Below are 14685 nucleotides of genomic sequence, written 5' to 3' on the forward strand. Positions count from 1 at the left end.
CTCATGCCACGCCAAGACCCGCGAGCCGCAGCCCGCGAACGCTGCCGGTCTCGAGCTGCCACAGCGCGGCGAGCAGTCCCTCGGCCGTGCCGATGCCGATCACCGGCGCCGCCAGCTCCATGAACTTGTCGCTCAGCGTGGCGTCGTCCAGCGGCGACTCCGGGTCGCCCTTGCGGTAAGGCGCGAACAGCGTGTGGAGAGTGCCGTCCTTCAGCAGGATTTCCACCCGCGCCGCGCGTTGGCGGGGGAACGCCGCGGTCAGCTCCGGATCCGCGTGCAGGGTGACGCGCTTCATCAATTGCCGGATCTGCGGGTCGCACAGGCGTTCGCCGGAGAAGGCGTCGAGCCGGACCGCGCCGTGCAGGATGCCGTGCGCGATGACGTAGGGCAGGCTGAAGCGGGCTTCGAAGGCGGTGCCCGGTACGGCATTGCCAGTGACGTCGATGGCAGTCTGATAAGTCCACACCGTGACTGCCTCGATCCCGGCGGCGTCGATGCCATGCCCGCGCACCAGTTCAATCGCCGCATCGATGGCCGCAAAGGTGTGGCCGCAGCATCCGTGGTTCTTCTGGGTGATGCTAAGGATGTTGTAGTTCGCGCCCAGGCCCTTGGCCACATCCGACCAGCCCGGACTGCCGCACATCGCCGCGCCGAAGCCGGCCGCGCCTTCCAGGATGTCGTGCACGCCGTTGACGCCCACCGCGGCTGCCTGCGCCGCCTGCACGCCCACCATGGCGGCATGTCCCGCGTGCAGCGCCTTGGTCATCGCATCCGACCGGAAAGCCTGCTGCAGGCCCGAGGCGAACGTGGCGGAGGTGGCCAGCGCATCGGCGGCGACGCGCGCATTGCCCGGCGACAGCAGCAAGGCGCTGGCTGCGGCGCTGCCGAAGCAGCCCACGGTGCCGGTGGTATGGAAATAGCGGTAGTGCGCGGGCTGGATGGCCGCGCCGATGCGGGTGGAGACCTCATAGCCCGCCACCACGGCCCGCAGGAAGGCCTCGCCGCTCACGGCGCGGTCCTCGGCCAGCGCCAGCGCGGCAGAGATCGTTGGGCAGCCTGGATGGTAGACCGCGTCGCGGAAGATATCGTCGAACTCGGCAGCATGCGACGCGCTGCCATTGATCCAGGCCGCCGTGGCTGGGAACGCGGTGGTGCCGTGCGCGACCACGGTGGCGTCACCTACGCCCAGTTCGGCCCGGTGTGCCTGCACGAGGTTCGTGCCGGGCGACATGCGCGTGCCCGGGAACAGCGCGGCAAACCAGTCGATCACGGCGCGCTTGCCATAGTGGAGGACCTCGGGCGACAGCGCCCGCCGTCCCTCCGCGCCGACGTATTCGGCCAGTTCATCGATCACCATGCAGTGCTCCTTGTCGTCATACGGCTTGATGGCGGCTTGATCGGTATTGCCTTGCCGCCTTGACCCCATGTTAGGGAGCGCCGGCAGGCAAGCTTTGAAATTTGGTGAAAGCTCCCGAGCATGGTGGCGAAGTGGCGCACGTGCGGGCGCGTCAAGCACTGCTGCCGGCGCATCTAGCGAGCCACCCGTCGCGGCCGGGAAAATCCCGTTTGACGTTGGCAGCGAAGATGCATAGCATGGCACTCCTGCCTCGGCGCTTTCTCGCGCCACGCCATCCGCACATCAGCAAGACACCCGCATGGATATCGCCACCCTGGAAGTCCTGATCGCCGCCGTCGAGGAAAAAAGCCTTTCCCGCGCGGCCGAACGCGAGAACCTGGTCACCTCGGCGGCCAGCAAGCGCATCTCCGAACTGGAGCGCCAGGTCGGTACCGCGCTGCTGGTGCGCCACGGGCGCGGCGTGGAGCCCACGCCGGCCGGCGCCATGCTCTACCAGCGCGCCAGGGCCATCGTCCGCAGCATCAAGCTGGCCGAAGAGGCGCTGGCCACCTATTCGACGGACGGCATCGCCAAGATTCGCCTGGCGGCAAACCCGTCCACGATCCTGCAGTTCCTGCCTACCGATATCAGCGGCTTCCTGCAGAGCGCGCCCGACAGCCGCATCGACCTGATCGAAGCGTTAAGTTTCGACATCCCGCGCATGGTTTCTAACGGCGATGCCGACATCGGCATCTATCACGCCGAAGCACCCAGCCCCGGCGTGTTCTCCCTGCCCTACCGCTCGGACCGGGTGGGACTGGTGGTGCCACGCGGGCATCCACTGGAAGCCAAGGGTTCGCTGCAACTGGAAGAGGCGCTGGATTACGACTTCCTGGGCTATTTCCCGCGCTATACCTTCGAGGCCTTCCTGCAACTGGTGAGCAGCACCATCTCGCGGCCGCTGACGGTGAAGACGCAGGTATCGAATTTCGAGGCGCGCTGCCGGATGGTGCGCGAGGGGCTGGGCATTGCGGTGGTGCCGGAGGGCATCGCCAAGAACTACCTGTCGATGATGGGGCTCAGCCTGCTGACGCTGACTGATGCGTGGGCCGAGCGCAATTTCTATGTGTGCGTGCGCGACCGGCAGTCGCTGCCAGCCGGCACTGCCAGGCTGCTGGACTACCTGGCCCAGTGCGCGACGATGGAGCGTCATTACCAGCGCGCACGCTAGCCGCGCCATCATGATGAAAGAAGGCAGCGTTTCTATTTGATCAACGCTGGGCGGGACCAGCTTCGTACCATGTCTTTAGTGGGCACGCGCCAAAGCAGCGCGGCCTGAAACCACCTCAATCCGTGGAGTGAGACATGATCCTGCCAAAGCGGCTGACCGCCGCCGCGCTGCTATTGCTTGCCGGCGCCGGTACAAGCACCGGCGCCAATGCCGAGCCCTATCCGACCAAACCCATTCGCGTCGTCGTTTCCTTTTCCGCAGGCGGCACCACCGATATCCTCGCGCGCGAAGTGGCCAACCAGCTCAGCCAGAGCCTGAAGCAGACGGTGATCGTGGAAAACCGGCCCGGCGCGGGCGGCAATATCGGCACAGAGTTCGTGGCCAAGAGCGCGCCGGACGGCTACACGCTGCTTGCCACCTCGGTCGGCCCGATCGCCATCAATCCCTCGCTCTATCCCAATCTCAAGGTCAATCCGCAGACGGCACTGGCGCCGGTGGCGCCAATCGCCGATGTGCCGAACGTGCTGGTGGTGCATCCCGGCGTCCCCGCCAACGATGTCGCCCAGCTGGTGGCCTACGCAAAAGCGAATCCCGGCAAGCTGAACTTTGCCTCCACCGGCGTCGGGACCGCCGCGCATTTGTCGGGCGCGCTGCTCAACGAACGCACCGGCGCCAACGCCGTGCACGTGCCCTACAAGGGCGCGGATGCCTTGAACGACCTGCTGGCCGGGCGCGTGCAGTTCATGTTCGCGACGATCCCCTCGGTGATAAGCCATATTCGCGCCGGGCAACTGCGCCCGCTGGCCGTCACCAGCGCCAAGCGCGCCGAGGCGCTGCCGGACACCCCGACCATGGCCGAAGCGGGCGTCAAGAACCTGGTGACGGGTGCCTGGTTTGGCCTGTTTGCGCCCAAGGGCACGCCGCCGGAGGTGGTTGCCAGGCTGAACAAGGCCGTGACCGACGCTGTCAACAGCCCCACTATGCGCAAGAAATTCCTGCTGCAAGGCGCGGAGCCAATGCAATACACGCCGGAATCATTCGGCAAGTTCGTGGTGGCCGAGTACCAGGCGTGGCGGCCGATCGTCAAGGCGAGCGGCGCCCGCATCGACTAGCCGCCGGCGCCTGCGCCGCGCATTCTCTGATGCCGCGCGCCAGGTATCGCCGATGGCGGCCTGACGGGCGCCGCGGCCCGGCCCTCGACGGCCATGCCCTCAGTGGCGCGAACTCGCCGAACTCGCCCAAAATCCGTCGACGGCTTTCTGACAGTCGTCACACCTGCCGTCGTGCCGTCTCACTCTCGGTAACTTGACAATGCCTATTAGCGGCACCTTCATTCTTCCTCTCCTCGCCTCTCCTTCCCGTTGGCACCGGCCTCACATGCTAGTCCAGTATGGCTTGCGCAATTCATTCTTGAGCACCTTACCTGCCGCGGAAAGTGGCAGACTGACGCGGAACTCTATGCTCTTGGGGCACTTGTAGCCGCCGAGCCTGGTGCGGCAATGAGCGCGCAGTTCCTCTTCCGAGACCTGGGCACCTTCGCGCAGCAGCACCACAGCGTGCACCGCCTCGCCCCATCTTTCGTCGGGAATGCCAATCACGGCGCTGACGGCGACTGCAGGATGCCGGCCCAGTGCCTCCTCCACCTCGGCGGGATAGACATTCTCCCCCCCGGAAATGATCATGTCCTTGATCCGGTCCACCACGTAGAGGTAACCCTCCGCATCCATTTGGCCACCATCGCCAGTACGCAACCAGCCATCACGCAAAGCCTGCGCTGTTTCCTCGGGTCGTTTCCAATAGCCCATCATCACCACGGGCCCGCGCACCTGGATCTCACCCGGAGTGCCGTAGGGGACCTCCTCGCCCTCGAGGTCAGCAATGCGGATCTCGGTGGCATAGCCGGCGCGGCCGGCCGACCGGATCCGCGTGTCCCGGCGGTCTTCCGGGGCGCTACCGATGCGGTTGACCGAAACGGACGCCGCGGTCTCCGTCATGCCATAGGCGTGAATGAACTCAATACCAGGGAACGCCGCAAGCGCCCGCTCCAACAGCGGCAGGGCCATAGGCGCGGCTCCCCAGAGGATACGTCGGATGCTGGACAGGTCGTGCCGACCGAACGCCGGGTCATCCACAAGCATCTGGATCATGCTTGGCACCAATACCAAGTCAGTAATGCCCTCTTGCTCTATGGTCCGCAATACGACCTCCGGCTGAAAGGCCGGCAGCGTGACGCAGGTTCCGCCCACGACAATCTGGCCGACCAACCGCCCGAGCCCTGCGACGTGGAAAAGCGGTGCTACCAGCAACGTGACGAAGTCGGCGGGATTGGGTACCTCCGCCATGCGCCCCACCATTGAGCTCCAGAGATTTCCGTGCGAGAGCATCACCCCTTTGGGAAAGCCCGTGGTCCCACCTGTGTAGAGGATGGCTGACAGTTCCTCTGCTGCACAGCGAACGTCTTCCGCTGGCTCGCTCGAGGTGATCAGTACTTCGTAATTCTGCATGCCTTCCGGCGTGGGCTGTTGACCGAGATGAACGATCGTGGCAAGGCTTGGTACTTTTTGCCCCAACTCGCGCCCAAGGCTGACGAAGGAGTCATCGATCAAAAGTACGCGTACGGCACAATCGTTCAGCGCATAGACCATCTCGGCCTCGCTCCAGCGAGTATTGACCGGGTTGAGCACCGCTCCGCTCCACCAGACTGCCAGGGCGGTTTCAACGTAGCGCCCACGATTCAGCGCGAGCACTGCGACCCGGTCCCCGGGCCGCACGCCCAGCCGTTGCAGACCTGCAGCCAGGCGCGCGACGCGCGCGTGCAGCTCACGGAACGAAAGCCGCCGGCTCTCGTCCACCAGGGCTGTCTTGTCGGGATGGCGTTGCAATGCACGATGCAGACCAGCGGTGAGGTACATCTTGTCTCCTTATGTTTTGTCTGCCCGATTGGGGCGGGTCCAGCCTGGATTCAAGCGCATGTATGAGATCGCGGCAATCAATTCAGGCGGCCACAGCGGAGCCAAGGTCGCGCCCTCCGGCCAGCGAACTGCCACCGTCCACCGGAATCACCGCACCGGTTACGAATTGCGCACGCAGCGAGCTCAGGAATAGCGCCATATCTGCAACGTCATCGACTCGGCCGAAGCGGCGTAGCGGGATCGAAGCCTGCATGTGAGCGAGCGCCTCCGGCGTCGGCGCCAGACGCCGCACGCCCTCTGTGTCGCCGATCGGGCCAGGCACAATGGAGTTGACGCGGATGCCGTCGCCACCCCACTCCATGGCCAACACGCGGGTCAGCATATCCACCCCCGCCTTCGCCGCGCAGACATGTGCCTGGTACTTCGTTGGATTGAAGGCCTGCGGCGCCGAGATGCTCAATACCGAGGCCCCTGGCTTGCGCAGGTAAGCGTAGGCCGCGCGCAGGACGTGGAATGTTCCGTTAAGGTCGATGTCCACTACGGTGCGAAAACCCTTGGTCGACATGCCCAGGGCAGGCGCAACGAAATTGCCTGCGGCGCCGGATACGAGCACATCAATGTCGCCGAACGCGGCATGGGCGTGGCCTAGCGCCGCGGCGATCGCATCGGCGTCCCGCACATCGGCGGCGAAGCCCAGCGCTTCCCCGCCAAGCTCACGCAATTGCGCTACTGCAGCCTGCACCCTCTCCGGCGTACGGCTCGCGATGGCGACGCGGGCGCCGCGCTCGGCAAAGGCCTTCGCAATAGCAAAATTGATGCCGCTGCTGCCGCCGGCCACGAAAACGGTCTTGTCCTGAAATTGATCAATGGATGTCATGAGGTCTCCTGCTTGCTGGGATATCGGTTGTGCGAATGGGCCAATCATTGCCCGTTTCCTGTGCGATGCGCTTCCTGCAATTCGCGCCAAAGGATCTTGCCGGTGCCGGACTTCGGCAGACTGTCGACGAACACCACCAGACGCGGTGCCTTGTAGACCGCCATGCGTTGGCGGCTCCAGTCGATAATGTCCTGCTCGGATACCTGGCCCCCAAACTGAGGCCTCAGGACAATGAACGCCTTCACGGTCTCGCCGCGCTTGTCGTCCTCGATCCCGATAATGCAGGCCTCGTGCACGGCCGGGTGCTCGTACATGGCGTTTTCCACCTCCGCGGGCCAGACCTTGTATCCAGAGGCATTGATAATTCGCTTGAGCCTGTCGCGCATGAAGAAATAGCCATCTTCGTCCACACACGCCAGGTCGCCGGTGCGGAAGAAGCGCTTGCCGTCGCGCTCGAAAAACGAGGCTGCGTCTGCCTCCGTGTTCCGCCTGTACCCCAGCATCATCTGCGCTCCGTGCGTCACGAGTTCACCGACCTCCCCCTGTTGCAACTCCTGCAGCGTGGCTGGATCGACAATGCGCGAGTCGACGCCCGGATTCGGCACACCCAGGCACTGCCGCTTGCCTCGGGCCAGAGGGTTGGCATGCAGGAAGGAAGCCGTCTCGGTCATGCCATAGGCCTCGTTGTAGCTGATGCCAAACCGCTCCTGCAGCATGCTTGCCACCGCTTCCGGCATCGCCGCCCCGCCGCCCATCAGGAGAGACAAGCTCCCCAGGTCCCGGTTCAGCACCTCGGGTTGAGCGAAGAAGTCGATCAACATCGCTGGCGGCGCCGCCCATACGGAGACGCGGTGTCGCTCAATGAGGCGGGCCGCGTGTGCATGCATCCCTTGGGTTGGCCAGTGGTCCCGGACGTATAGGGAAGGACGCACAGGTCTCCCGCCCCGGGCGACTCCTCGGGGCATGGCAAGCACTCGGCAAGCGCCGCTTCAAAAGCGATCAGGCGTGCATGGGCCAGCGGCTCGCGCGGTGCCCGCACCACGTCCGGGAGGTCCTCCTCGTCGGCGAGGCCCGCTAGCGCGTCACTATAGGCATGGACCAGCACGGTCTCCAGGACCGGCTCGTCTTCCAGAAGCGGGAGAACCTGCGGCACCAGCTCCTGCGCTGTAATGGCAATCCGCGCTCCGCTGTCGTCCCTGTAGTAGCGCAGCTCGGCCGTGGTGCTCATGGCGTTGACTGGCACGACGACCGCACCGGCGCGCAGCACGCCGTAGCAGGCAGTCACATACTGCGGGCAGTTCTGGCTCAGCAGCAACACCCGGTCGCCCGGCTTCACACCGAGTCGCTGCCGAAGATAACCAGCCAGCGCCTCCACTCGCTCGTGCAGGCGCGCGAATGTCAAGGCGCCGCCACCGAACACGATCGCGGGCTTATCCGGAAATCGAGCGGCAGCTACGTCCAGGTAGTGCGTCAACGGTACCTGGGGCACGCGGATCGAGCGTCCCAGGCCCTTTGGCCAGAAGCGGTTTGGGAGGGCTGGCATGCCTCAGGTCTCCTTGTATTTTATCGGGCGCAACCGGCATGAGGCGGCGCTCCCGTCAGCGATCCAGCGAGCGCGCGATGATTTCCTTCATCACCTCGTTCGCGCCACCGTAGATCTTGCTCACACGAACGTCGGCATACATGCGAGCGATCGGATACTCCAGCATGTAGCCGTAGCCGCCATGCAGCTGCAGGCACTCGTCGACGATCTTGCAGGTGGTATCAGTGGTCCACCACTTGGCCATTGCCGCAGTGGGAACGTCCAGCTCGCGGCGTTGCAAGCGCTGGATGCAATCGTCCACAAAGCTGCGGGCGACCTTGGCCTGGGTCACGCACTCCACGAGCTTGAAGCGCGTATTCTGCAGGCTCATCAGCGGCTGGCCGAAGACCTGGCGGTGTCGTACGTACTCGGTCGTGTCTGCAATGGCGCGGTGCATCGTGGCCACGGCCCCCACAGCAATCAGTAGCCGCTCCTGAGGCAGTTGCTGCATCAGTTGCCCAAAGCCGCGCCCCTCCTCATCGCCGAGCAGGTTTTCCGCCGGCACACGGACGTCGTCAAAGAACAGTTCCGCGGTGTCCAGCGACTTCTGTCCCAACTTGTCCAGCAACCGGCCTCGTCGGAATCCGGGTAGCTCGTCGGTCTCCGCAACGACCAGCGAGACTCCCTTTGCGCCGGCTGCGGCGTTGGTCTTGACAGCGACGACGATCAGGTTGGCGTGGTGCCCGTTCGTAATGAACGTCTTCGACCCATTGATCACATAGGAAGTACCGTCGCGCCGTGCGACGGTCTTTATACGCTGCTGGTCGGTTCCGGCGCCTGCTTCGCTCATCGCGATCGCCGCAACAGTTCCCCGGACGCCATGCGAGGTAACCAGCGCCGCTTCTGCGTCTCGCTGCCATAAGCGAGGATGTAGTGCGCGACAATGCCGCTATGCACGTTGTTGCTGAAAGCACCAACCATGGCGCTGCACTGCTCCTCGCAGATCACCGCCTCGTGCAGGAAGCTGCCCCCTCCGCCGCCATATTCCTCGGGGATACTCGCGCACAACAGCCCCGCCGCACCCGCCTTGACCCAGATATCGCGATCAGCATGGTGTTGCCTGGCCCAGCGCGCCTCATTGGGCACGCATTCCTTCTCGAAGAAGCGACGCGCGGTCTCACGCATCATCTCCAGATCGGAATCGATCCAGGGGCGAGCGACGGTGTTCATGGCCGGCCCCCGCCGCAGACCAGCACTTGGCCACTGACATAGTTCGACTCGGGGATGCAGAACATGTAGACCGCTCCCGCCGCCTCTTGGGGTGTGCCGCCACGGGCAAGCGGAATCAGTGCCTCGGCGTTCTTCAACGCTTGCGGATTCACGCCAACTCTGATCTGTTGACCACCGATGTCGATCTTCGCGTCAGCATCCGCGGCGACCTCAGTCAGGCGCGTCATGATCAGTCCGAAGGCGACACTGTTGACGTTCACCTTGTAGCGCCCCCACTCCTTGGCCATCGCCTTGGTCAAGCCGTTTATGCCCGCCTTGGCGGCGGCGTAGTTGGCTTGCCCGGCATTGCCGTACACGCCCGAGGTAGAGGAGATATTGACGACCTTGCGGAAGACCGGCGCGCCAGCCTCAGCCTCGCGCTTGGCCGCGTCGCGAATGAAGCCGGACGCACCGCGCAAGATGCGGAACGGTGCCGTCAGGTGCACGGCGAGCATTGCCTCCCACTGTTCGTCGGTCATCTTCTGTACCACGCTGTCCCAGGTATAGCCGGCGTTGTTAATGATAATGTCCAAGCCCCCGAAGCTCTCCAGCGCCTGCTGAACAAAGCGGTCGGCGAAGCCAGCATCCGTCACGCTGCCGACGCAGGCCGCAGCTTCCCCTCCGCACGCGCGGATCTCAGCCACAGTCTGCTCAGCCGGGGCAGCGTCCAGGTCGTTGATCACCACTCGCGCGCCTTCGCTGGCGAGCTTGAGTGCAATTTCGCGGCCGATGCCGCGGCCCGAACCAGAGACAAGGGCAACCTTTCCTTCGAGTTTGCGAGTCATCGTGAATGCCTTAGTGAATGCCTTAGTGAATGCCTTAGTGAATGCCTATATGGGTTGAGAGGAATCAGGCAAGAGCGATCAGCGCTTCGCCCGCCAGCTTTGTCTGGCCATCCTGGTTGGTCGTGGCGACTTCGACGCGGGCGCACCGCTCGCCATCCTTGGACAACAGTTCCACGACGCGGCCGGCACAGCTAATGCGTTCTCCAACCTGGGTGATGGCAGCGAACCGCACGCTGAAATCTCGAATCGCCGGTTGCGGCACCCACTGTGTGAGCAGGCGAGCGAGCCAGGCCATGGACAACATCCCGTGAGCGAACACATCGGCCATACCCGCGGCCCGCGCGAAATCCGTGTCCACATGGATGGGGTTGTGGTCACCCGACGCACCGCAGTAGAGCGACAGATTCAAACGGGAGATCGGTGGCAGTTCGAGCGAAGGCAGGCTATCGCCCACCTTCAGGCGGTCCAGGTCAACTGCAGGTGATGTCATCTCATTTCCCCATCGTATTGCGGATCACGGTGACACAGCGCAGTTCGGCCACTCGCTCGTTGCGCTGATTGGTGACTGCTGTCTTTCGAACCACGAACTCCAGATCGCCTCCCTTTTTTTCGTAGATGTCGTCGATGCGTTGCGTGAAGGTCAGCGTGTCGCCGGCGTGAGCCATGACGTGGTAGGTGAAGCCTTGCTCGCCATGCAGCAGGCTGCGGTAGTCCATGCCAAGCAGGTTGCGGATGGCTGCCGGGTCGGGCGACTCCATCTCCAGGCAGAACAGGAAAGTCGGCGGCACAGGCAGCGCCGGATGGCCGGCGGCGCTGGCAGCAGATTCATCAATGTAGAGCGGGTCTGTCTGTCCGGTCGCCTTGGCGAAGAAGCGCAGCCGCCCGGCCTCGACTGGCACGCTGAACGAAGGAAAAGTGTGTCCGATGAAATGCTTGTCGATCATAATCCCGCCGCTCAAATCGCCTCGTACAGCGTAACCACGCAAGCGCCGCCCAAGCCGAGGTTGTGTTGAAGAGCGAGACGCGCCCCCTCGACTTGGCGCTGGCCGGCCTGTCCACGCAGTTGCCATACCAACTCCGCGCACTGGGCCAGGCCAGTCGCCCCGAGAGGGTGCCCCTTGGATAGCAGGCCGCCCGAGGGGTTGGTCACCACCCGACCACCGTAGGTGTTATCGCCGTCGAGAATGAACTTCTCTGCCGTGCCCTCGGGCGTGAGGCCAAGACCCTCATAGGTAATCAGTTCGTTTGCGCTGAAACAGTCGTGCAACTCGACCACGTCCAGGTCATCCGGACCGATGCCAGCCGCCTCGTACACCTGCCTGGCTGCCGCCACCGTCATGTCGTAGCCGACAACCTTGCGCATGTCATCGCTCTCAAAGGTGGCAGCGGTGTCAGTAGTCATGGCCTGCGCGGCGATCACTACACCCATGTTGAGGTTGTGCCTGCGCGCGAAATCGGCCGAGCAGACGATAGCCGCGGCCGCGCCGCACGTCGGCGGGCAGCACTGGTAGCGCGTAAGCGGCCCGAACACATTGGGGGAGGCCATCACCTCGTCGAGCGTCAGCGTCTGACGAAACACAGCCAGAGGATTGCGCGCAGCGTGCTGCCGCGCCTTGACCGAGATACGTCCGAACGTGTCCGCACGGATGCCGTACTTCTTCATGTAGTCGACGCCCGCGCCACCGAAGAACTGTGCCGCGCGCGGCGCATCGGGCTGATAGCCTTGGTGCGCGGTCATGGCATCCACGAAGCGCGTCATGGGTGACGGACGGTCGTCGTAGGCGCCCTTCAGCGCGCCGGGCACCATTTGTTCGAAGCCAAGCGCGATCGCGCATTCGACACTTCCACTTTCGACTGCCTGACGCGCAAGGAACAGTGCGCTGGAGCCGGTGGAGCAGTTGTTGTTCAGGTTGAACACCGGGATGCCAGTCAGCCCTACGCCGTAGATCGCCGCTTGCCCGGCCGTGGAGTCGCCGTAGACGTAGCCGACATAGGCCTGCTGCACATCGGCATAGTTGACACCTGCGTCGTCCAGCGCCAGCTTTGCGGCGCGCGCGCCCATGACGTGGTAGGAGTCACTGGCGCCAGGCTTGGTGAAGGGAATCATGCCGACACCGACGACGTGTACGGGTCTTTTCATCTGGGTCATGAGGTTGGCTCCTGGTTGGAATAGAAATTTAGGACAGGGCGAACGTCGGGGTTCAGGTGGGCGAGATGAATATGTCCATGAGAATCCACTCCAAAGGCTTGGTTCGCGCCACGATGTGCGAGTTCGGTTCGAACGCCGTGCCATCAAACAGACAAAGGCCTATCGCCCCCGCCCTGAATCCTCGAACTCACCGGCTGGTGCCGCTACGGAAGGCCCACTGACCGCAGTGTGCGGCCCCGGCGTCGTGTCGCCAATCGCGTTTTGGAACAAAATGATTGGCAAAAAGTATCAACGCGCTCGCGCAGGTAGTCAGTTGTGCCGAGCGCGCGCTCTGCCCTGTCGCGCAGGCTGCAACGTCAAGGCAAATGCTGAAGGCAAAGGAGCCGGGGTGCGCTTGGGACAGGAACTGAATTCAGGTGGGCACCGGGCAATGCCAAGCCGCGTTGGCAACAACGGCCAACCCGGCTTGGCAGGAAAGATCAGGGAGATGACGACGGGCCCGATTTCAGGAACCGGGCCGGTGGCCCACGCGCTGGAGCTGCTCAACGCGGAGTCGGTCAGCATTGTGGAAGCGCATATCCGCCGGGGCATCGAGGAGGGGAACATCCGGGCCGACATCGACCCCCACGCGGAGTCGGTAGCCATCATCGGCGCCATGCGGGGGGTGTCGGCGCAGTTTCTCTTCCCGACAGGTAAAACCAGCGCCGAAGCCGTGCGGCAGGCGCTGATGGACTTGGTCAGGCGAGGATTGCGCGACGAGGCCACGAAGGAGTAAGTCTCCCATGCCCGCCCACGCCGCAGTGCGCCCACGGCCCCTCCTCCGCGCAACCATGTGGCGGCGTGAATCGGGCGTCTAGTGAGCGCTTGGGCTGCACATCGTGCTTGCGTCTTCGTCTGCCACGAACGACGCCTCTCGCTACAAGCGTTGTCGGCAAATCATTCCGAGCCGGCATCGATCCGCATCACTGCGGAGAACTTCAGTCGAGTTTAATGCCCAGCTCACGGACGGAAGACTTCTCGCGCTCGTACTGCTCTGCGGCGAACTTCGCATACTGCTCGCTACTGAGGTAAACGTCTTCGAGATCGATGGCCTCCAGCGACTTCGCATACGCCGGTGCCTGCGTCGCCATTCTGAATGCGTCATGGAGCCTCTTTACGATAACAGGGTCCATTCCCTTGGGGCCGACTATGCCGACCTGCGAACTGGCCGTGATGTCATACCCTCGTTCCTTCAGAGTCGGCACTTCCTTGAAGCGCGGGAACCGGCTCTCGCCCACGATCGCCAGCGCACGTACCTTGCCCGCCACTGCGTACTGTCCCCAGCCGGGATCCAGCACGGCGTCTACGTTGCCGCCCAGCAAGGCCATCATCTCCTCGGAGCCACCCTTGTAGGGTGCGAACGTGAACTGTACCCCGGCCGCCTTGCCCAGCTTCTCCATGGCAATATGGCCGGAGCTGCCGATGCCCACCGATGCGTAAGTCACCTTGCCAGGATTGGCCTTTGCATAGGCGAGGAATTCTTCCAGGCTCTTCCACCTGGCATCGGCGCGGACGACAAGTCCGTAGCGGTAGTTTGTGAGCCCGATAATATAGGTGAAGTCCTTTCTCGGGTCATAAGCCGTTTTTTGGAGATGTGGCATACGAAAGATATTCGCTGCGACCATCGACAGGGTGTACCCGTCGGACGCTGCGGTCTGGGTCATCACAGACGCCGCAAGTGTTGCACCGACTCCTGGCTTGTTGATCGGCACCATCCGCTGGTTGAGCGCCTTGCCGGCGCCGTCCAGCAAGACGCGCAAGGACGCATCGGTCGGCCCACCAGGGGGGAACGGAATCCAGAACTCAATTGGCCTCGATGGATACGCATCAGCAGCAAAGGCCGGGGACAGCATCGCCATCACAACGGCGACAGTGGAAAATACCCGTAAAGCGATAGAACGCAGACATGCCAGCCTCTGAAAGCCTGCAACTGTTTCCTTCTTCATTATGTTGTCTCCTCTCTTGAACGAGCTTGTAGTCTTGTCTGGCCTTTGTTTTCTGCCCTATCGTTTGCACGGCCCATGATCGCATTGCACTGACGGTGACTAACGGTCGCCTCGACCCGGACGTGGCAAGGATGCAAGCGGCATCGCGTGGAGTTATCAGAGTAGCGACCAGCCGGCCGCGCGGCAATTGCCGACTCTTTCATTCTTGTTGGCAGAAATGCTCACGTCGAGGCCATGACATTTTCAGCGGCACCATCAAGGGTGACGACTTGTTGCTGGTTGGCAAGTGCGCCGAATGCCACGGTGATGTGGCACGGGTGATCGAGGCGGCATAAGCCTCGAAAACCTCAGTCACGCCACCTGCGCGACCACTTCCCGCTGCCCCACCCAGTCAGTCTGTAGTGGGTTCCGCTGGAACCCACTACAGACTGGCGCGGCTGCCGTCCGGCAAACGCCGTGCGGGGGCTGAGCCGCCATACCGTGGCAGCCGGTGACAAGGACGCAGTGCTGAATGTGATCGTCAAGGCCAAAGTACGCTGCCGGCTGGCAACGTCCGTGCCGATCTACAGTTGCTATGAGGCCGGCCGCGATGGCTTTTGGCTGCCCCGCTGACTCACGG

Annotated in this window: 12 protein-coding genes and 2 pseudogenes; 4 read left to right on the forward strand and 10 right to left on the reverse strand. The window is 63.6% G+C overall.

What is annotated here, in order from left to right:
- Nucleotide 1: 1 nt before the first annotated feature.
- Nucleotides 2-1357, reverse strand: a complete 1356-nt coding sequence (locus AC1DQ3_RS28185; RefSeq protein ID WP_477123474.1) for an MmgE/PrpD family protein — start codon at nucleotides 1355-1357, stop codon at nucleotides 2-4.
- Between the two features lie 298 nt (nucleotides 1358-1655).
- Between AC1DQ3_RS28185 and AC1DQ3_RS28190 the strand changes: the two genes are divergently transcribed.
- Both AC1DQ3_RS28190 and AC1DQ3_RS28195 read left to right on the forward strand, forming a co-directional pair.
- Entirely contained in the window at nucleotides 1656-2567 is a 912-nt protein-coding gene (locus AC1DQ3_RS28190) for a LysR family transcriptional regulator (protein WP_477123445.1), read from the forward strand.
- 134 nt (nucleotides 2568-2701) lie between these two features.
- Nucleotides 2702-3679, forward strand: a complete 978-nt coding sequence (locus AC1DQ3_RS28195; RefSeq protein WP_477123446.1) for a Bug family tripartite tricarboxylate transporter substrate binding protein — start codon at nucleotides 2702-2704, stop codon at nucleotides 3677-3679.
- A 261-nt stretch (nucleotides 3680-3940) separates the two neighbouring features.
- Here the strand turns inward: AC1DQ3_RS28195 and AC1DQ3_RS28200 are convergent, their stop codons facing one another.
- From AC1DQ3_RS28200 to AC1DQ3_RS28235, 8 genes and pseudogenes are all read right to left on the reverse strand, one after another.
- On the reverse strand, nucleotides 3941-5479 hold the full coding sequence (locus tag AC1DQ3_RS28200) for a class I adenylate-forming enzyme family protein (RefSeq protein ID WP_477123447.1): 1539 nt from the start codon (nucleotides 5477-5479) through the stop codon (nucleotides 3941-3943).
- An 82-nt stretch (nucleotides 5480-5561) separates the two neighbouring features.
- Nucleotides 5562-6356: an SDR family oxidoreductase gene (locus AC1DQ3_RS28205; RefSeq protein WP_477102057.1), complete on the reverse strand. Its 795-nt coding sequence runs from the start codon at nucleotides 6354-6356 to the stop codon at nucleotides 5562-5564.
- A gap of 44 nt (nucleotides 6357-6400) precedes the next feature.
- Nucleotides 6401-7899, reverse strand: a pseudogene (locus tag AC1DQ3_RS28210) (AMP-binding protein).
- 55 nt (nucleotides 7900-7954) lie between these two features.
- Nucleotides 7955-9108 (reverse strand): annotated as a pseudogene (locus AC1DQ3_RS28215) (acyl-CoA dehydrogenase family protein).
- A complete protein-coding gene (locus AC1DQ3_RS28220) occupies nucleotides 9105-9932 on the reverse strand; it encodes an SDR family NAD(P)-dependent oxidoreductase (protein WP_477123448.1) in 828 nt (275 codons plus the stop codon). The pseudogene AC1DQ3_RS28215 and the gene AC1DQ3_RS28220 overlap by 4 nt, the downstream one beginning before the upstream one ends.
- Nucleotides 9933-9996: 64 nt before the next feature.
- Complete coding sequence (locus AC1DQ3_RS28225; RefSeq protein WP_477123449.1) at nucleotides 9997-10422, reverse strand: MaoC family dehydratase; 426 nt, start codon at nucleotides 10420-10422, stop codon at nucleotides 9997-9999.
- A 1-nt stretch (nucleotide 10423) separates the two neighbouring features.
- Nucleotides 10424-10876 carry a MaoC family dehydratase N-terminal domain-containing protein gene (locus tag AC1DQ3_RS28230; RefSeq protein ID WP_477123450.1) on the reverse strand — a complete coding sequence of 151 codons (453 nt, stop codon included), beginning with the start codon at nucleotides 10874-10876 and terminating at the stop codon, nucleotides 10424-10426.
- Between the two features lie 11 nt (nucleotides 10877-10887).
- Nucleotides 10888-12072 (reverse strand): lipid-transfer protein, encoded by a 1185-nt coding sequence (locus AC1DQ3_RS28235; protein WP_477123475.1) that lies wholly within the window; start codon nucleotides 12070-12072, stop codon nucleotides 10888-10890.
- Nucleotides 12073-12475: 403 nt separating this feature from the next.
- Here AC1DQ3_RS28235 and AC1DQ3_RS28240 point away from each other — a divergent pair, with 403 nt between their 5' ends.
- Nucleotides 12476-12856: a TetR-type transcription factor C-terminal domain-containing protein gene (locus AC1DQ3_RS28240; protein WP_477123451.1), complete on the forward strand. Its 381-nt coding sequence runs from the start codon at nucleotides 12476-12478 to the stop codon at nucleotides 12854-12856.
- Between the two features lie 202 nt (nucleotides 12857-13058).
- Here the strand turns inward: AC1DQ3_RS28240 and AC1DQ3_RS28245 are convergent, their stop codons facing one another.
- A complete protein-coding gene (locus tag AC1DQ3_RS28245) occupies nucleotides 13059-14066 on the reverse strand; it encodes a tripartite tricarboxylate transporter substrate binding protein (RefSeq protein ID WP_477123452.1) in 1008 nt (335 codons plus the stop codon).
- A 456-nt stretch (nucleotides 14067-14522) separates the two neighbouring features.
- On the opposite strand from AC1DQ3_RS28245, the gene AC1DQ3_RS28250 reads away from it, so the two are divergent.
- Complete coding sequence (locus AC1DQ3_RS28250; RefSeq protein WP_477123453.1) at nucleotides 14523-14678, forward strand: hypothetical protein; 156 nt, start codon at nucleotides 14523-14525, stop codon at nucleotides 14676-14678.
- Nucleotides 14679-14685: the final 7 nt, after the last annotated feature.

This window comes from Cupriavidus sp. 01T418, assembly GCF_056398885.1.